We start from the raw sequence: 20,040 nt of genomic DNA, 5'->3' as shown, positions 1-20,040 counted from the left end.
TAGAAAACACCCTTTTTCTGGACAGATTTTATCCTTTAGAAAAGGTTAAAAATGGGGAATATTGTAAATGATAATTGTCGAAATCGATTTCTTTCTTTCGATGATGTTATTTAAAAAATAACGAATCGTTTTCAATTAAATTTTTAGCAATATGTATAAAATTTTACTACAATCGCAAAAGCTCAAGGTGATTTGCTTTTTATTCTTTGCGCTTTTATCGCAATTTATCCTTGCTCAGGAACGGGAAATTTCTGGCTTGGTGCTAGATAACTCAGGTTTACCTTTACCAGGGGCATCTGTGTTATTAAAAAACACTTCTAACGGTGTGGTTACCAATTTTGATGGTGAGTTTAAAATTACCGTTCAGGAAGGAAATGATCAAATTCTTTTAATTTCCTATATAGGATTTTTAGAAAAAGAAGTAGCTCTAACAAAAGAAACTTATTATGAAATTACGCTTCAGCCTAATGAAGAGGCTTTAGATGAAGTAGTCGTAGTAGGTTATGGTACAAAAAGAGAAAAGGAGGTAACGGGTGCTATCAGTACTATTAAATCTGATGATATTTCCCGTACCACCTCAACAACCACTGCCGGTGCGTTGGCCGGTAAGATTCAGGGGGTATCGGTAAGAGCTCAGGATGCAAGACCAGGCCGTGGTGCTTCGTTAGAGATTCGAAATATGGGAAATCCACTTTTTGTAATTGACGGGGTGCCTTACGGAGGCGATAATGGTCGTGACTGGTTACAATCTACAGGAAACTCGGGTCAGGACATGTTTAATTCTTTAAACCCGGAAGATATAGAAAGTATTACTATTCTTAAAGATGCTTCTGCAGCCGTTTATGGAATGAGGGCTGCAAACGGAGTGGTTCTGGTAACCACTAAAAAGGGAAGAAATTCAGATCAGCCAAGGATCAATATTAATGGATATACAGGTTGGCAAAATCTAACCCGCTTTCCAGAACTTGCAAATGCAGCGCAATATACAAGAGGTCTTGTAGAAGCAGCACAAAATGAAGGCCGTGATCCCAATACCGTTTTTACTCCAGAGGAATTACAAAAATGGCAGGAGGGAACCTTACCCGGTTATCAAAGTTATGACTATTACGACTTTATTATGAGGGATAATGTTCCGCAATATCACATAAATGCAAGTGTAGCTGGCGGAACGGATAAAACGAACTATTATTTATCGTTGGCTAATACAAATCAGGAGGCTTTATTAGACGATTTTGGATACGAAAGAACCAATTTACAAGCGAATATAGAGTCGCAGATCGCTGATAGATTAAAGATAGGTACACAAATTAGCGGTAGAATCGAGGAAACAAATGATGTTGGTTTACCAGGAGGAGATGGTTATTTTTCTGCAATATTAGGAATGTTTAGCAATCTGCCAACCACACCACCGTATGCCAATAATAACCCGGAATATCCCAACCATACCAGAGATTTCTCCAGAAACCCGGCTTTATTTAAAAGAGATCTTGTAGGGTATAAAGACAATTTTGCCCGAAACCTGAATGTAAATTTATATGCAGAATATGAATTTGATTTCGGGTTAAAAGCAAGAGGAACCTATTCTTACAATTTCAGTAATAATAAGTTTGACGGTTTTCAATACACGTATGATGTATTTACGTACGACGAAGCTAATGATACTTATAATGCTACTGGGGGATCAGATGGAGGTTGGAGATACCAGGCAGAGCGAGAAGATATTAGTACATTCTCTCAAATAAAATTAGATTATTCCAAAAAGATCGATAAGCACTCCTTTTCTGTAATGGCCGCTTACGAGCGATCTGATTTTGAACAGGATTATCAACAAATGGGAACTAATCCTTCCAATAATTATTTACCATTATTAGAGTTTGACCAATTAAACTCTTTTTCAGATGGATGGAACTATCAGGCAAGAGTAGGTTATATTGGTAAAATTAACTACAGCTACGATGATAAATATTTAGTTGAATTATTAGGAAGATATGATGCATCATATCTATATCCCAAAGGAGACCGTTGGGGATTCTTTCCGGGGATTTCATTAGGTTGGAGGATCTCAGACGAGAAATTTTTTGAACCCCTTTCTGGTGTAATCGACGACCTTAAAATTAGAGCTTCTACCGGAGAAACCGGCCAAGAACAAGATGTGAGAATGTTCGATTATCTAGGAGGATATACATGGAATAATGGTAGCGCGGTATTAGACGGAACTTACACTACCGGATTGCGGCCAAGAGGATTACCCATTAGAAATTTATCATGGGTAACCAATACCAACTCTAATATAGGGATAGATCTAACGATGTTTGATAACAAACTTAGTGTCACAGCAGATGTATTTAGAATTAGAAGAACAGGGGTTCCTGCCCCAAGGTACGATGTTTTATTGCCTAGCGAGGTAGGATATACTTTACCAAAAGAAAACTTGAATGAGAATGGCTATAATGGAGCAGAAGGAATTATTACCTATAAAGGATCTATAAATGATTTCGATTATTCCGTTAGTGGTAATTTCACCTATTCCAGATATAAGAGTATTTCTACTTATAAACCACGTTTTGGGAACTCCTGGGCAGAATACAGAAACTCTGCAGAAGGCCGCTGGGGCGGTATTTGGTGGGGATATCAGGTTGTTGGAAGGTTCGAAAACGAAGAACAAATTAGAAACCATCCTATAAACATTGACGGACAAAATAACCGGACGGTATTACCTGGCGACTTTATTTACAAAGATGTTAATGAAGATGGGGTGATTAACTGGATGGACGAGCGTCCTATTGGTTATCCCGATAGCTGGTCACCAATCATATCTTATGGAGGTACCATTGCAATGAACTGGAAAAATATCGATCTTACTATAGATCTTGCAGGAGGTACCATGCAATCCTGGTTTCAAAACTATGAGCTAAGAAATCCATTTCATGCAGGTGGTAACTCTCCAGCCTATTTATTGGAAGATCGTTGGCATAGAGCAGATCCTTACGATCCGGAAAGTGAATGGATTCCGGGACGTTATCCTGCGATACGTAATGGTAATGTTGGCCCCAACCATCTTAATAGCGATTTTTGGCTAACCAATGTATGGTTTTTAAGACTAAGAAATATTGAGTTAGGCTATACTTTTCCTAAAGAGTGGGTTTCAAAAGTAAATTTAGATAAGCTCCGTTTTTATGTAACCGGTTCTAACCTTGCTTCATTTGATAATGTAAATGGTTTTGAGATCGATCCGGAAATATCAGCAAATGCTTCAGTAGTTTATCCACAACAAAGAACAATTGTGGTTGGCTTAAATCTTTCACTTTAATCGTGGTTTTTAAAATATTATTATGAAATATACAATCTTACGCATCTTAATAGTTGCATGCTTTATAAGCGTTATGGGCTGTGATAATGATGCATTCCTTGAACGCGAACCCCGCGATATTATAGGGGATGAACAATTATGGAACGATCCCGATTTGATTAAGTCCCTTCTTGCTAATTATTATGATAGGTTACCAAGTTTACACGGTGTATTTAATGTTGGCGGAATGACAGAGATCGATGATGCGATGTGGTCTGGCCATAACGATCAAAACTGGAGAAATGATTTTCAGTATAATTATGACTATGGTCGCTATTGGGATTATGGTTTTATAAGAGATATTAATTTAGCTCTCGATAACCTGGAGGAGTTTAGTACCGAAATTGACGTAGACCAAAAAAATCTTTTCGGAGCAGAACTCAGGTTCATTAGAACTTTTGTGTACTTCGAAATGGTAAAACGAATGGGGGGAGTACCATTGGTCACCGAACAACTTATTTATGATTATAGCGGGAACCCTGAGTATTTACAAATTCCCAGGTCTAAAGAAGCACAGGTTTACGATTTTATCTATACTGAATTAGAGGATATTAAAGAGGATCTTAAAGGGAATAATGATAGCCAAACGCGAGCTAATTATTACACAGCTTTAGCGTTAGAAAGTAGGGCAATGTTATATGCAGGCTCTATAGCTAAGTATAATAACTTAATGGACAACCCCATTACTTTGCCAGGGGGAGAAGTTGGGATTCCTGCAGGCAGGGCTAATGAGTTTTATACGAGATCTTTAAAGGCTTCACAAGAAATTCTACAGAACGGAAATTATTCTTTATATGATGAAAATCCAGATAAAGGCATGAACTTTTATGAGATGCTAATGGATAAAAACAGTAATGAGGTAATTTTTGCCAAGGACTTTCAGAATAGTTTAAAAACTCATGGCTTTACTTACGAAAATATCCCAAGAAGCTTAACCGAGGACAACGAATATCCAACCAATCTTACTCCATCTTTAAATCTGGTGGAAAGTTTTGATTATTTAGATGGTAGTGATGGGGAATTAAAAATCACAGATGCCAGTGGTAACCCTATAGTGTATGACGAGCTTACCGGCATTTTTGAAAATAAAGATGCCCGTTTATATGGGACTGTTATTTACCCCGGGACTTCTTTTAGAAGTATGCCAGTTGGTTTACAGGCAGGTGTAGCGGTTTGGAATGGTTCAGGATATTCTTACGAAACCTCTCAAACTTTAGGAAGTACTTACGAAGATGGTGATTTATGGACAGGAGCAGATGGCCCGCAGGACAATGCACAGTTTGTAAGTAATACAGGATTCTATATCCGAAAATTTTTAAGTAATGCCTCAGGAGCTAGTACGAGAGGTGTTGCTTCAGAAAATTGGTGGCCTTGGTTCCGCTTAGGGGAAATCTATTTAAATGGAGCAGAAGCGGCATACGAATTAGGGCAAGCTGAAATAGCCACGACCTATGTGAATACTTTGAGAGAGCGAGCAGGTTTCCCGGCTAATAGCATTGCTAATGTTAGCATAGATGATATACGTAATGAGCGCCGAGTAGAATTAGCTTTTGAAGACCATCGTTTCTTTGATTTAAAACGCTGGAGAATTGCACATGAAATCTGGGATGGAGATGAGAATAGCGAGCAGGCCGTAATTTATGGTTTATATCCTTATAGAATAGTTCGCCCGGGGCATCCAGATGATAATCATTATATCTATAGCAGGATGAGACCTACCCGATTTAAAAGAGCTCGTTTGTTTAGACTTGGTAATTATTACGCTTCGATAGATCAGGGAGTTCTTAATAACAATCCAAAACTGGTTAGAAATCCTTATCACTAGAATTTTAATATCTAATGAAAATTTATTTGTAATGAAAAAATATATCATATATAGCCTTGTATCGATAAGCTTGATGCTGGCAGGTTGTGAAAAAGATAATTTTGATGAACCTAAAGCGATGCTGGAGGGGCAAGTAACCTACAATGGTGAGCCTATATCTGTAAGGTCCAATAGTGCCGAATTTCAAATATGGCAGGATGGTTATGCCTTGTATGAACCTATTCCCGTATTTATCGCTCAGGATGGTACATATTCGGTTTCTCTTTTCAAAGGAGAATATAAACTGGTTCGACGTGGTGGAGATCCTTGGTTACCGCAAGTAAACGACACTATTGTTGTTCAGGTGAGCGGAAACACACAGGTTGATGTTCCTGTAACACCATATATTAATATATCTAACGAAAGTTTTCAGGTAAATGGAACAACTTTGAGTGCAAACTTTCAAATCGATCAGATTGTAGCAGGTACTAACGTTAAGGAAATAACTATTATGCTTAGCAGTAATATTCTTCTAGATCAACAAATAAACGATTTTAGTGAAGTAATAGAACTCGAAAATTGGGAGTTTGGCAAAAGTAATTCAGTAAATATACAGATACCAGAATCTTTAAGAGATAAAGGATATCTTTTTGTGCGAGTTGGCGCTCAGTCTTCTATGGCTAACGAGTTCATTTATACCAATGCACAAAAGATCGATCTTTAGATAGTTTATAATCATCCTGATATAAGTATTATTTAAAACATCATATTTACACAGTTTGTAGGATTGTGTAAGATGATGATGAAAAAAGAAAACCACCTCCTTACTTTTTAGTAGGGAGGTAGCTTTTGATTATAAGACAAGTACGCAAGATTTTATATCCATTTGCCCTGGTAACTATTATTATTTGCGAGCAAATATTGGGAAGCTTGTAATGTTTGGACTGAAAAAATGGAATGTTCTGATATATAACTATTTTAGTTGAATTCTTGACACTAGTTTTAAAGAATACTACTATTTTTAATTTTTAAGGAATTATAAACATCCACCAAAAATGTATAAAAAGAGAATAAGAAATATTAATTATCCATTATTAATGTTCTTATTTTTTTTGTATTCCGAAGGTTTATTTGCCCAACGCAATTTAGAAGTAAAAACCGATATCCCTTTAGATTCCATTCGTCTTAGTGATCCCTATATTTTGGCAGATAAAGCTTCAAAAACTTACTATATGACGGGGACGGGTGGCAAACTCTGGAAGAGTAAAGACCTTAAACTTTGGGAAGGCCCTTTTACCGTTGTAGAAACCGATCCTAATTCGTGGATGGGAAAGCGACCAATGATCTGGGCAGCAGAAATTCATCAATTTAAAGGAAAATATTATTATTTCGCCACTTTTACCAATCGCGAAGTTATTATCGATACGGTAAAAGGTAATAAAATAGAACGCCGTGCCAGCCATATTTTGGTCAGTGATTCCCCAGAGGGGCCTTATAAACCAATGGAGGACGACACCTATCTTCCGGCAGATAAACCAACTTTAGATGGTACTTTTTGGGTAGATAAAGACGATAAACCTTATATGGTTTATTGCTACGAATGGTTACAAAATGGGGATGGGACGATAGAGAAAATTCAGCTAAAACCAGATTTAAGTGGATCTATTGGTGAAGGGAAATTACTATTTAAAGCCAGTGATTCTCCGTGGAGTAAAGAGCGTACGACTGATGGAAAAATTATACCCAATAAAGTAACCGATGGCCCATTTTTGTTCGAAACGCAAACCGGAAAATTAGGAATGCTTTGGACAAGCTGGGTGTTTGGAGATTATGTTCAGGGTGTGGCTTATTCTGAAAGCGGAACCTTAGACGGTCCCTGGATTCAGGAAAAAGAACCTATTACTCCGCCTAATTTTGGTCATGGGATGATGTTTAAAACTTTTGGAGGCAAGTTGCTTATGGCTTTGCATAGTCATCGCGAAGGTCCCAATGGAAACTATATCCGAATTCCTAATTTACTGGAAGTAGATGATAGCAAGGATAAAATTTCTGTACTTTTAAAAAAGTAACTACTTACCAAAATCATTTCAGTATCAAAAACCTTAATCATAAATATAAAATGAAATCAGTAAAACTCGCTCTCACTATTTGTTGTTTCATTTTTGCCGGTGTTACCCAGGCACAGGTGGCAGAAATTAAAAGTCCCGATGAAAAAATACAATTACGGGTACACGAAAACGATGGAAAAATATCTTACGATATTCGTTATGCTGAAGAGCAATTTTTAGAAGATTCACCTTTAGGTTTAAAAACCTCTTTAGGAGATTTCTCTTCACAACTAAAATTTATGTCTACGGAAGTAAATACCATCAAAAACTCCTACGATCTCAACCGTGCTAAAGTGAGCCATGTAGATTATAAAGCAAACGAGTTGATTTCAAAATTTATTAATGAAAATCAGGATACCCTATTGGTATACTTTAGGATTTCTAATCGTGATGTTGCTTATTCCTATAAATTAAAATCGAAAGTAGGACGATCTAATGTGAAGATTTTTGAAGAAGCTTCAGGTTTTAATTTACCAGATTACGCGACTTCTTATATTACTCCGCAAGCATTGCCAATGACGGGTTGGATGGAAACCAAACCATCGTATGAAGAAGAGTATACGCTAAGTGAAAAATTAGGAAAACCATCAACTTATGGCGTAGGATATACCTTTCCTGCATTATTCAAATTGGGCGAAAATGGATGGATTTTAATTTCTGAAACGGGGGTAGACGGTAATTATCCGGGTAGTCGATTAAGTGAAGCTAAAGAAGATGGATTGTTTACCGTAAAATTTCCGCAGGAAGGAGAAGATAACGGCATTGGGGATACATTTGCAGCAATGGCGATGCCGGCTAAAACACCCTGGCGAACTATTACGCTTGGAGAAAGCTTAAAACCAATCGTAGAATCTACCGTAGTATTCGATTTGGTAGAACAAAAGTATGAGCCAAGTATCGATTACCAAATGGGGCGAGCAACCTGGAGCTGGATTGTTTGGCAGGACAATAGCATTAATTACGACGACCAGATCAAGTATATCGATTTGGCTTCAAATTTGGGGTTTGAATATGTGTTAATCGATAACTGGTGGGATAACAATATTGGTTACGAAAAAATGGAAGAACTGGTAAAATATGCCCAGTCTAAAAATGTAGATGTATTATTATGGTATAATTCTAATGGATACTGGAACGAAGCACCGCAAACGCCACAAGATAAAATGAATACCAGTATCGCCAGAAAAAAAGAAATGGAATGGCTACAAAAAATAGGGGTGAAAGGTTTAAAAATTGACTTTTTTGGCGGGGATAAACAAACCACCATGAAGCTATATGAAGATATTTTAACTGATGCTAACGATTACGGATTGGGGATTACCTTTCACGGATGTACGCTTCCAAGAGGTTGGCAAAAAATGTATCCAAATTATGTAACTTCAGAAGCTGTTTTGGCTTCAGAAAATCTGATATTCCGTCAGGATGCTTTAGATAAACATGCTTTAAATTCAACCATATTACCTTTTACAAGAAACGCGGTTGGAGCGATGGATTTTGCGCCGGTTTTCTTAAATCAAAAAATGTCCAGAGACCAAAAAAAAGGGACTATTAGAAGCACAACAGATGCTTTTGAGCTGGCAACTTCTATTTTATACTTTTCGCCAATTCAACATTTTGGTTTAACGCCAAATAACCTTGAAGAGCAACCAGAATACGTTCTGGATTTTATAAAAGAAGTGCCCAGCGTTTGGGACGAAACCATTTATATTGGCGGCGAACCAGAAGATTATTGTGCACTGGCGCGTAGAAAAGGCGAACAATGGTATTTGGCAGTAACCAATGCGAAAAAAGAAAAGCGGAAGATAGAATTAGATGTACCTATGCTGGCAGGAAAAGAGTTAAAACATCTTTATGATAATGACGATAAAACAACCGGCTATAAAACCTCAAAAATCAAAAAGAACGGAACCTTAAAGATTGAACTACTTCCTGAAGGAGGAGCCGTTTTATATTAAAATAGCAGGTTCTGTAGTTTGATAGTTTATAAAGAGATGAAATGAATCCAGAGAAGTTATTTTCTCTGGATTTTTTTTAGTTGCTTTAAAATTTTTTACTTCTAAAACTCTTTTGAAAATACCAGTCTGGAGCCACGATCTTTAGTAGGGATTTCTTTTACTTCAGTTAATCCAAGTTTCTTGATTGCATGGATTGATGCGTGATTTTGCGGACTAGCAGCTGCCAGAATTCGATTTAAATGAAGCGTGTTTTTGGCAAAATCGATCCAAAATTGACCAATTTCAGTAGCAAAGCCCTTTCCCCAATGATCCTGGTGCAAAACAAATCCAAATTCAAGGTCATTTTCGTTTCCAAGAAAATTACAGGGAATTACCCCCGTAAAACCTACAAAATCTTCAGTTTTTTTATCCAAAACACATACAAAACCAATCTGATCTTCATTATTCAGAATAAAATCATTGGCTAAAACGTCCAAAAACTCTTTTTTTGAAAGCGTTCTCCCTTTAAAAGCCAATTTCATTACGGTTTCATTCTCACAAAACAGCTCATAAAGTGGCATAAATAATTCGGCTTCAAAACTTACAATCTTGAGTCGGTTAGTTTCTAGTTTCATTTTGGAATCTTTCTTTACAAGTCGAAAAGTATGGAAAATTTTGGATTTAGAAATTAGACCGCTGCGCTGTTGGAATAGAGTTAAGATGCAAGAGCCAGGAAGCAAGATTAAAAATGTTTAGTTTTAAATTATAGAAAATGAGGTCATCTCGACCCTGCCTCGCCGTTAGGCAGGCGGAGTGGAGATCCCTTTTGGAAAGTTGTTTTGGCTGAGATTTCTCCATTCCGCTGCGCTCCAGTCGAAATGACAAAACCCGGTTTCATTGCTTTCCCTTCTTCTATTGAAATGTAATCATTAAAAATATAGGATGATAAGTTTGTTCTTGAGCTCGATAGGAGATTCTGTCATCTCGACCTTGCCTCGCCGCTAGGCAGGCGGAGTAGAGATATCTTCTGGAAATTTGTTCTGGCTGAGATTTCTCCGTTCCGCTACGCTACAGTCGAAATGACAAAGTCCGGTTTTTTGCTTTCTTTTTTTGAAATCTAATCATTATTTCTCCTAAACCTACCCATTAAAATACAGGATGACAAGTTTGTTCATGAGCTCGATAGGAAGATTTTGTCATCTCGGACCTGCTTCGCCGCTAGGCACGCGGAGTGGAGATCCCTTTTGGAATGTTTGTTTTGGATGAGATTTCTCCATTCCGCTGCGCTTCAGTCGAAATAACCTAACCTCAATAACCACTGCTCACTGAATACTGAGATTGCACACTGAGACTGAAAAACTGAAAACTGCAACCGCCCACTGATTACGTACCCGTTTCTATATTTCCGCGGTAATATTCCATCACTTTAACTCGTAGTAAATACTGAAATTTGGCATTTGCAAGGTTGATTCTGGACTGATCCAGACTGTTTTTACTAACGATATAATCCACAATGGTCGAAGCGCCGGCATTATACCGAATTTCATTGATCCTGAAACTTTCCTGATAAGCGTCCACCTGCTCTTCTAAATTTTGCCATTGCCGGTAGGCCGTTTCCATATCGGCATGAACCTGAATGATACGTTGTCTAAACTGATTTTTAGTACTTTCAAGTTCAATTTTAGATTGTTTTAGGTTGATTTTTTGAAGTTCTACATTGTTTTTTGCTCGAAATCCATTAAAAATAGGAATGCTTATCGAAACTCCTGCACCCGAATTCAGGTTATTGGAAAACTGATCTAAAAAGGTAATATCGGCTGAGGAATACTGAATTTGGTTGGCCAATACCGGTAAAGACTGCCCGTTATACTGAATATAACTTCCGGTTTCTACGATTTCGCTTCCATTTTCTGTGAATGTCCGCGCCGTACTCGAATAATTAGTGTTTAACTGCGCAAATAATCCCACCTGCGGATAGTAATTGGAACGAGCAATTTTCACCTGTTTTTCAGCCGCTTCAATTCGAAATTCCCGCGCTTTAAAGGTCGCCAGATTTTCTACGGCTTCTTTAAAAACACGCTCAGCACTTAAATTGTACTTTTCATAAACTTCAAGGGAATGATACGCTTCAGGAAAAACTTTATAATCGATATTCAGTAAAAGCGCGAGTTGAGAAACCGATTGTTTCAGGTTATTTTCAGCATCGATCACACTGTTTTCATCAGCCGAGAACTGACCTTTAATATTATTGAATTCTGCCGGATTTGCATTTCCTTCTTCATTCAATTTTTGTAATCTGTCCAGCTGTCTTTGGGTATTTAAACGCCTTATTTTGGAAAGTTGCAGTAAATCTTCAGCATTTAAAATACCCAGATAAGCCATAGTTACATCTAAAATGAGGTTTTGACGTGCTTCCTGTACCTCAGCTTCAGCCGCTTTAATATTCAGTTTATCCCTTTTTAATTGATTCAGCAATCTAAAGCCGTCAAAAACCGTAACATTAAGGTTTAGTCCGGCATTTGAATAATTTAGTTGCTGTTCAATTACATCATTCGAATACGGATCGATGCTACGCCCGTTAGTAATCCCTGCGGAAAAATTTCCGCTTAAATTGGGTAACAATTCATTTCGACTTTGTTTAAAATTCACTGTGGCCGATTCCGAATTTAATTTTCGTGACTTTAGATCGGGATTATTCTTTAAGGCCAGGGTGATGCATTGGTCCAGATTTAGTACGACCGAATCTTGTTGAGAACGACTTAAAAACGGACAAAGGATGATGAGTATTAAGATTGATGATTTTAAATTCATGTTTTAAGATTTTGCGATGCTACCGTCTAACAGATTAATGATTTTAGAGGCATAAGCGGCGTTACTTTCAGAGTGTGTGGCCTGGATGATGGTCACGCCGTCTTCTTCGTTTAATTGTTTAAAAAGTTGCATAATTTCGTCACTTTGCTTGGAGTTGAGGTTTCCTGTAGGCTCGTCTGCAAGGATTAATTTAGGTTTCGAAATCAGCGCTCTTGCAATCCCTACCAATTGCTGTTGCCCACCGCTTAACTGATTTGGGAAAAGGTCTTTTTTCCCAACAATATTAAAACGATCCAGCATATCGCCAACTAAGGCTTTACGTTCATTCGATTTTACACTTTTGTATAAAAGCGGCGTCTCGATGTTTTCGTACACGGTGAGTTCGTCGATAAGATGATATTGCTGAAATACAAAGCCAATGTATTCTTTGTATAATTTTGAGCGATGTTTTTCCTTCATATTATGAATGGTCTCGTCCAGAAATTTATATTCACCTTCCTGAAAGCCATCTAACATACCAATAACGTTTAGTAAGGTAGATTTCCCCGAACCCGATGGCCCCATAATAGAGATAAAATCGCCTTCTTCAACTTTAAGGCTTAAATCGTTTAACAGAAATGTTCTTCTTCCGCCGGTGGTTACCCATTTGTAAATGTGGTCTAGTTCTAATAACATCATTTTATTTTTTTGAATTTTTTATAAACATTAGAGGTTTTGATCATTCGGTTTTTAAAGATTTTACAGGATTGGCCATAGCTGCTTTTATGGCGTGAAAACTCACTGTTGCAATAGCTATAACTATGGCAATAACTCCGGCTACTATAAATACAACCCAGCTAAGCTCTATTCTGTAAGCAAAATTTTGCAGCCACGAATTCATAAGCCATGCTGCTAATGGGAATGCCAATACCAGCGAAATGGCTACTAACGTTAGAAAATCTAAGGATAATAATTTAGTGATTTTAAATACACTGGCACCCACTACTTTTCGTATTCCAATTTCTTTAGAGCGTTGCTCTGCAGTAAAAGCAGCGAGCCCAAACAGCCCCAAACAGGCGATAAATACGGCAAGGATCGAAAATGTGAGTCCGATACTTGCCATTCTTCGCTCTGAGGTATAAAAACGCTCCAGATTTTTGTCTAAAAAGCTATACTGAAATGCCGCATTTGGAATGATTTCCTCAAAATTATCCTTTATCTCTTCAAGAATAGAAGCAATATGAGTTCCTTGAAATTTTACCAAAAGGTAATTATGAAGCCCTCGGGAATTATCATTATGAAAAGCATAAGCCCCAATGGGTTCCCTTAAAGAAGAGAAATTGAAATTATCTACAACTCCTCGTATATAGGCATTATCACCCAGTCCTAATTGTACTCTTTTACCAACAGCCTCGTTAGGCGATATTCCTAAAAAATCTACCGCTTTTTTATTCAAAATGACATCTACAATGCTGTCGCCTTTGGCTTTATTTTTAGGTAATGTTTTGCCTGCCAATAGTTTTAAATTAAGGACTTTTACTATTTCTGCATCGGTATTATTGGTTTGGATATTATGCCCGTTTTTGGTAATGGGGTTAATAATATCTCTACCACTTACATCTACACCCGGGAACCCCTGGGCACTGCTTACCCCAACGATATTCGATGAATTAAGAAGTTTATTTTTTAAGCTGTTAATGCTGGTTTTATTTTCTGCCGCCCCAATGGATACGGCAATTATTTTATCTGGATTAAAACCTAAATCCCGATTTTTTATAAAATTGATTTGCTGATAAACAACCATAACCCCAATGATTAAAATAACCGAAGCTGTAAATTGAAAAACGACCAGTCCTTTTCTAACCAAAATACCAGAAGTCTTTGTTTTAAACACTGATTTAACGATAACATTTGGGGCAAGTTGAGATAAATGTAAGGCAGGATAAGATCCTGCGATTAGCGTGGTCACGATCCAGGTGATCAAAAGACTACCAATAAATGGTAACGTGAATAAATCTTTATAGTCAAGCTCGATTCCCGTAACCCGATTAAAAAGTGGAATGGCCAGAATGGCCAAAATTAAGCTAAAAATTACCGAAATAAGCGTAATTAACCCTGTCTCAGCATAAAAGCGACCCACAATCGATTTTGTAGAAGCCCCCAATGTTTTATTAATCCCAATCTCTTTATGCCTTTTTTGCGATCGTGCGGTAATCAAATTCATGTAATTGATACAGGCAATAATCAAAATAAGTACGGCTAAAAAGCTAAGATTGCGTACTTCTTCGATATTTCCAATACGGGCAGTGTAAGAATCAGAATAATCTGCGGAATATAAATGGACTTTAGGGAATGGCTGTAAAGAAAAGGTATACCACGGGTCGATAACCTCTTTTTTAATTAATTTCGCCATCTTCTTCTCTACGGAAGTTAAATTGGCATTTTTAGAAAGTAACACATAGGTTTCAAAGCTCGCATTTCCCCAGCTTGGATTTTTCGCAAAATGAGTTGATTTAAAAGAAGCGACCACATTACAATCTATGGTACTGTTACTTGAGAAATCTTTAAACACACCGGTAATTTCAAAATCCTGATAATTTTCCAGCTTCAATTGTTTTCCTATAGGATTTAAATTTCCAAAATAGCGTTTTGCGCTACTTTCAGAAATAATAATCGTATTAGGACGGGTTAGCGCTGTTTTTGGGTTCCCCTGAATAAATTTCAGATCAAAAACATCGATTATTGATTCGTCAGCATAAAAAAATCGTGGCTCGATAAGCTCCTTGTCATTAACCGAAATTGAAGCAGGTTGCCCAAATGCATAATGATAAAACCGAACGGTTTTTTCAATTTCTGGGATTTCTTTTTGAAAAGATGGTCCAACAGCAGACGGACTGGCACACCAGGTTTCAGAGATTTGCTGATCTGTAGTATGAAGCAAAACCCGGGCGATACGATCTCTCTTGGGATACATCGTATCAAAACTTGTTTCATGAAAAACAAAAAGAAAAAGTAAAAGGGTAATTCCCAGCCCTATGGAAAGGCCAAGAATATTAAGAACAGAGAATAATTTATCTGCTTTAATCTTTCTCCAAGCTAGTTTTATATAATTTTTGAACATGATTTAGATTAATTTTGACTGGATAATCGAGATTAAATACTCTAAGGCTTATTTCGAAAATCTCACATGTTTATTCCGTCCGTAATGATTTTACCGGATTTTGTAAAGCGGCTTTTATGGTTCTAAAACTAATAGTTGCTACTGCAATTAAAAGCGATAATACACCGGCGGCGATGAAAAACCACACGCTTAATTCAATTCTAAACACATAATTTTGCAACCATTCGTTAGTAAAATACCAGGCGATAGGTGTAGCGATCACAAAAGCAATCCCAACCAGTATTAAAAAATCTTTGGTTAACAGTAATGTGATATTGGTCACTCCGGCACCCACAATTTTTCGAACGCCAATTTCTTTGGTGCGTTGGGTAACCACTAAAATCGACATTGCAAAAAGCCCTATACAACTTAAAACAATAGCGATTATCGATCCGCTGGTAATCATGCTGGTTAATCGCTTTTCATTTCTAAAAGTACGGTCGATATTTTCATCCAGAAAAGAAGCGGCAAATTCGGCATTAGGCTCGATATTCGCCCAGGCCTTTTTAATTGCATCATAACTTTGTGAAGCCGTATTTGGCGCCACTTTTATATAAGCATAATAAAGATCCCAGTTAGGATTTACCGAAATTGTAAGTGGGGCAATTTCTCTATTTAGATCCTGAAAATTATAGTCTTTAAGTATCCCGATAATTTTATAATCAAGATTATCTTCTATTGGGAGTGAAATATTTAATGGGTTTTCTTCCTGAAGTAATTTTGCCATTTTCTCATTAATTATAAGACTAAGGCTATCGGTAGCAAAATTTCGGTTAAAATCACGCCCTTCTTTCAGTTTAAGATCTAAGGTTTCAATATAATCATAATCTACCGCAAGTACGTTGGTATTGATGTTTCGGCCTTTATATTCAAATCCCATCTGGCTTTCAAAACGCGAACCTGTAGCATCGATTCCTAAAATATTATCGGCACCACTAATGTTTACGATATAGGGATGATCCTGAAGTTCATTCCGCAGTAATTTTAAAGATTCTCTGGCCGATTTTTTACCGTTAAGCGGAAACGCAATGACCTGTTCTTTATTAAATCCCAGATTTTTATTCTGCATAAAATGTAATTGCTGCCACAACACCAAAGTTCCCGTAACCAGAAGAATGGCGATACTAAACTGAAAAACCATTAGTACATTGCGCAGCCTGTTTTTACCGCTCATATCCAGTTTTCCTTTAAGTGATTGAATGGTTTTTAATTTTGAAAGCAATAAGGCAGGATATCCACCGGCAATCAAAGTGATTACCGCCAGGATAAGTAAAAAGCCTAAAATCATCGATGGATTTATGATGCTACTGAATTCAGCCGGAACTCTAAATAAAGACTGAAAAGGATCGGCGATTAAAAGACTTATCAATAAACCTATAATTGCTGAAGTAAGAAAAATAAATACGCTTTCTGCCCAAAATTGAATAAAGAGCTGACTTTTTGCGGCCCCCAGTGTTTTGCGCATCCCAATTTCTTTTAGGCGTTTTGTGCTGCGCGCAATACTCATATTAATAAAGTTTACGCTGGCAATTAGGATAATGAGCATTCCTATTCCAAAGATTAGGTAAGGATAACTTCTGGATACTTCAAAAAGATGATTTTTAATTTTCACAAAATGCCAATCGGTAATCGGCATTAATTTTAGTTTTTTAAAGTTGCCTTCGGCATTAGGCTGCGCGCCGTCCCTTTTGGCATCTTCAATATCTCCTTGAAAGTGAAGATTGGTGAATTTCTGGGCATTTTTTTCAAATTCGTTTACATCAACACCATTTTCTAATTGTACATATACATGATGATTTCTGTGTCCCCATTCGCTTAAATTTTCCTGATAATCAGGCATGTTTTCCATAGAAATGGCAAGACTAAGATTATCATTGGTATTTTTTGGCAGGTCTTTTAGCACTGCAGTAACTACAAAAGGTTTGAGTTCGCCACCCACCTGAATATCGATTGTTTTTCCTAAAATATTTTTTTCTCCAAAAATCTTATCAGCGGTTTCTGCCGTGACTACCACCGAGTTTTGATTTTCCAGCGGATCATTTTTCTTTCCGTAGATTATAGGAAAAGAAAACATTTTAAAATAATCATTATCCAAAAACACTACATCCAGCAATAATTCTTTGTCTCCTTTTTTTACAAGATTATAGCCTTCGCGATATCGGCTGGTATACTTAACACCGGGAACTTCTTCTTTAAGCGTAGGCGCCATCGCGATAGGTTGAGTGATCGTTGCTTTGGCTCCATTAGGTTTTTGCGATACAAAATAAGAGATAAATAAACGATCCTTATTTTTATGAAAATTGTCGAAAGAAAGTTCGTAAACCGAGGCGATGCTTAATAATATGGCTGCAGCAAAGGCAATAGACAATCCAAGAATGTTAAGTCCTGTAAAGGTTTTATCTTTAATAAGGTTTCGCCAGGCGATTTTTATATAGTTTCTAAACATAGCTTATTATTTTGTCCCTATAGCTATTGGGAGATGAGGTTTTATTCGGTTCTTAAGGATTTTACAGGGTTAGCGATGGCGGCTTTAATGGTCTGTATACTTACGGTTATGAGGGCTATGAACAGCGTAATCCCTCCTGCCAGGGCAAAAATCCACCAACTCATTTCGGTTTTATACACAAAATCCTGCAGCCACAACTGCATCACATACCAGGCGAGTGGAATCGCCACAACTGCTGCTACAATTACAAGAATTAGAAAGTCCTTTGATAATAAGCGCGTCACCTGAAAGACGGAAGCCCCCAACACTTTACGAATACCTATTTCGCGTTTTTTGAGCTGTGCTGCATAAGTGGTAAGTCCAAAAAGTCCCAGACACGAAACCAGAATTGCGATCACTGAAAAAATGCTAAATAATTTACCTGTACGTTGATCTTCGCGGTACATTTTTTCATAAGAGCTATCTAAAAATGAATAGTCTAACGGAAAATCAGGCGTATATTCTTTCCATATTTCTTTGACTGCGGCGATTGTTGCTGTGGTGTTAGTTCCCGAAGTTTTAAGATACACGCGATAGGCATCGGGGGCATAATACATCACAGCAGGGCCTATATCACTTTTTAAATCTCTAAAATGATAATCTTCAACAACACCTATAATGGTGCCTTTCGTCTCAAATAATTCAAGATTTTTTCCAACAGGATTGGTCATTCCCATCGCTTGAGCTGCTGTTTGATTGATGATGAAATGTGTAGAATCTGTGCTAATGCCTTTAAAGTTTTCCCCGGCGATTAAATTCATTTTTAAAAGCGGGATAAAATGCTCGTCAATAGCCATCGGGGTAATGACGAGTTCCTGATCGATATCTTCAGAATTCCAGGCGATATCCCCGGTTGAATTTTGGTTGTTGATAATCGGGTTAGAGGCAAATGAAACCTGGCTAACTCCCGGAATATTCTTCAGGCGTTGTTTTACCGTTTCGGCGTTTTGCTGCATACTGCCGCTCATCCAAAAATTAAGTACCTGACTGCGGTCATATCCGGGATTTTTTTCGGTTAAAAAATTAAGTTGGCGCCCAATTATGAGTGTCCCGATGATCAGTATTACCGAAAAAACAAACTGTACGGTAACCAGCACTCTCCTAATGGTACCCCGGCTTACACCGCGCACCCGGCCTTTAATCGCTTCCAGGGGTTTAAAGGAGCTTAGCATTAGCGCCGGATAAATCGAAGAAATCACGAAAGTTATGACCAATACCGTCAAAATAAGCAGGTGGAGTTGCCCTCTGATCAGATCCAGATGAAGCTCCTTCCCTGAAAGTTCCCGAAATGCCGGTGCCAAAACAAAGAGGAGGCCAATGGCCAGCAGACCTGAGATGCCAAAGAACAGGATCGATTCTGCAATAAACTGACCAAAAAGACTGCGTTTTCCGGCGCCCATGATCTTGCGGATGCTTACCTCTTTGGCCCGCTGAAAGGCACGTGCCGTGGCAAGGTTTACATAATTTATGCAGGCAATCGCCAGGATTAGGATCAGTACAATTGCAAATATCTTAACCGTGTTTATGGCCCGGGGTTCCCCGGCCGCACTATACAGGCTCATATCTGATATGGGCTGCAAATAGTAAGCGGCCTTTGCATCAAAAAGATCGGCATTGGGATCGTTTTTTTGCTGAATTTGGGTAAGCTTTTGCGTTACCTCAGCAACAGCTTCCGGCGATTGCAGCTCCAGATACGTGATGTAGTTGAAGTTTCCCCAATCAGAATCCAATGATTTCCAATACCGGTTAGCATCGTTATATTCCGCTTTTAAAATGTTCATGGAAAAAAATAGCTTATAATCAACGCTTGAGTTTTCAGGGATATCTTCTACCACGCCGGTGATGATGTAATTCTCCTTGTGATCAGCCTCTAGTGTTTTGCCTACTACATCAGTGGTTCCGTAGAGTTTTTCGGCAACGGATTTTGTAAGGACTACGGCATTTACATCGTTAAGGAGGTTTTCTTTGGTGCCTGCTAAAAGTTTTCGCTCAAAAAGATCAAAAAATCCATCATCTACGTAGGCCCCTTCTAGTTCATAATCTGTATTGTCTACAGTGTATAACCGGTTAGACCAGTTTTGACGCAACCTTACCGCATGCTTTACCTCAGGGATATCACTTAAAGCATAGACCGCTACCGGCCCTGTGGATTCACCCCAGGTTTGAACCGCTCCCCCGCTTTTTATATTGCTTGAAACCCGAAACACATTCTGGTGATTATCAGTAAAGGTGTTGTAACTCAATTCAGACTGAATCCAGATGATGATAAAAATGGCGATAGTGAGACCAATGGTAAGTCCCAGCAAACTTATGAGATTGTAAAATTTATCCTTCTTTAGGTTTCGCCAGGCGATTTTTATATAGTTTTTAAACATAGCTTATTATTTTGTCCCGATAGCTATCGGAGATG

General features: G+C 37.8%; 11 protein-coding genes. 5 read left to right on the top strand and 6 right to left on the bottom strand.

Features of this window, described 5'->3' with window-relative positions; genetic code table 11:
* Positions 1-151: 151 nt before the first annotated feature.
* From L1967_RS01725 to L1967_RS01705, 5 genes are all read left to right on the top strand, one after another.
* A complete protein-coding gene (locus tag L1967_RS01725) occupies positions 152-3,310 on the top strand; it encodes a SusC/RagA family TonB-linked outer membrane protein (protein ID WP_249599989.1) in 3,159 nt (1,052 codons plus the stop codon).
* Between the two features lie 22 nt (positions 3,311-3,332).
* A complete protein-coding gene (locus L1967_RS01720) occupies positions 3,333-5,174 on the top strand; it encodes a RagB/SusD family nutrient uptake outer membrane protein (protein WP_249599988.1) in 1,842 nt (613 codons plus the stop codon).
* Between the two features lie 31 nt (positions 5,175-5,205).
* Positions 5,206-5,877: a DUF3823 domain-containing protein gene (locus tag L1967_RS01715; RefSeq protein WP_249599987.1), complete on the top strand. Its 672-nt coding sequence runs from the start codon at positions 5,206-5,208 to the stop codon at positions 5,875-5,877.
* A gap of 331 nt (positions 5,878-6,208) precedes the next feature.
* Positions 6,209-7,222 (top strand): glycoside hydrolase family 43 protein, encoded by a 1,014-nt coding sequence (locus L1967_RS01710; RefSeq protein ID WP_249599986.1) that lies wholly within the window; start codon positions 6,209-6,211, stop codon positions 7,220-7,222.
* Between the two features lie 50 nt (positions 7,223-7,272).
* The gene (locus L1967_RS01705; protein ID WP_249599985.1) at positions 7,273-9,216 is read left to right on the top strand and encodes a glycoside hydrolase family 97 protein; all 1,944 of its coding nucleotides are present in this window, start codon (positions 7,273-7,275) and stop codon (positions 9,214-9,216) included.
* 101 nt (positions 9,217-9,317) lie between these two features.
* Here L1967_RS01705 and L1967_RS01700 read toward each other — a convergent pair whose 3' ends face one another.
* The 6 genes from L1967_RS01700 to L1967_RS01675 all read right to left on the bottom strand — a co-directional run bounded on the left by L1967_RS01700 (position 9,318) and on the right by L1967_RS01675 (position 20,005).
* Entirely contained in the window at positions 9,318-9,830 is a 513-nt protein-coding gene (locus tag L1967_RS01700) for a GNAT family N-acetyltransferase (protein ID WP_249599984.1), read from the bottom strand.
* 748 nt (positions 9,831-10,578) lie between these two features.
* Positions 10,579-12,006 carry a TolC family protein gene (locus tag L1967_RS01695; RefSeq protein ID WP_249599983.1) on the bottom strand — a complete coding sequence of 476 codons (1,428 nt, stop codon included), beginning with the start codon at positions 12,004-12,006 and terminating at the stop codon, positions 10,579-10,581.
* A 3-nt stretch (positions 12,007-12,009) separates the two neighbouring features.
* Positions 12,010-12,681 carry an ABC transporter ATP-binding protein gene (locus L1967_RS01690; RefSeq protein WP_249600176.1) on the bottom strand — a complete coding sequence of 224 codons (672 nt, stop codon included), beginning with the start codon at positions 12,679-12,681 and terminating at the stop codon, positions 12,010-12,012.
* Between the two features lie 43 nt (positions 12,682-12,724).
* Positions 12,725-15,106 carry an ABC transporter permease gene (locus L1967_RS01685; protein ID WP_249599982.1) on the bottom strand — a complete coding sequence of 794 codons (2,382 nt, stop codon included), beginning with the start codon at positions 15,104-15,106 and terminating at the stop codon, positions 12,725-12,727.
* Positions 15,107-15,176: 70 nt separating this feature from the next.
* Positions 15,177-17,591, bottom strand: coding sequence for an ABC transporter permease (locus L1967_RS01680; protein ID WP_249599981.1), 2,415 nt, complete (start codon positions 17,589-17,591; stop codon positions 15,177-15,179).
* 41 nt (positions 17,592-17,632) lie between these two features.
* A complete protein-coding gene (locus tag L1967_RS01675) occupies positions 17,633-20,005 on the bottom strand; it encodes an ABC transporter permease (RefSeq protein ID WP_249599980.1) in 2,373 nt (790 codons plus the stop codon).
* Positions 20,006-20,040: the final 35 nt, after the last annotated feature.

Origin of the sequence: Zunongwangia pacifica (genome assembly GCF_023499215.1) — a bacterium.
In the GTDB taxonomy this organism is placed as follows: Bacteria; Bacteroidota; Bacteroidia; order Flavobacteriales; family Flavobacteriaceae; genus Zunongwangia; species Zunongwangia pacifica.
The sequence above is the reverse complement of the archived record's forward strand: the minus strand, read 5'-3'. Positions and strand labels throughout refer to the sequence as shown.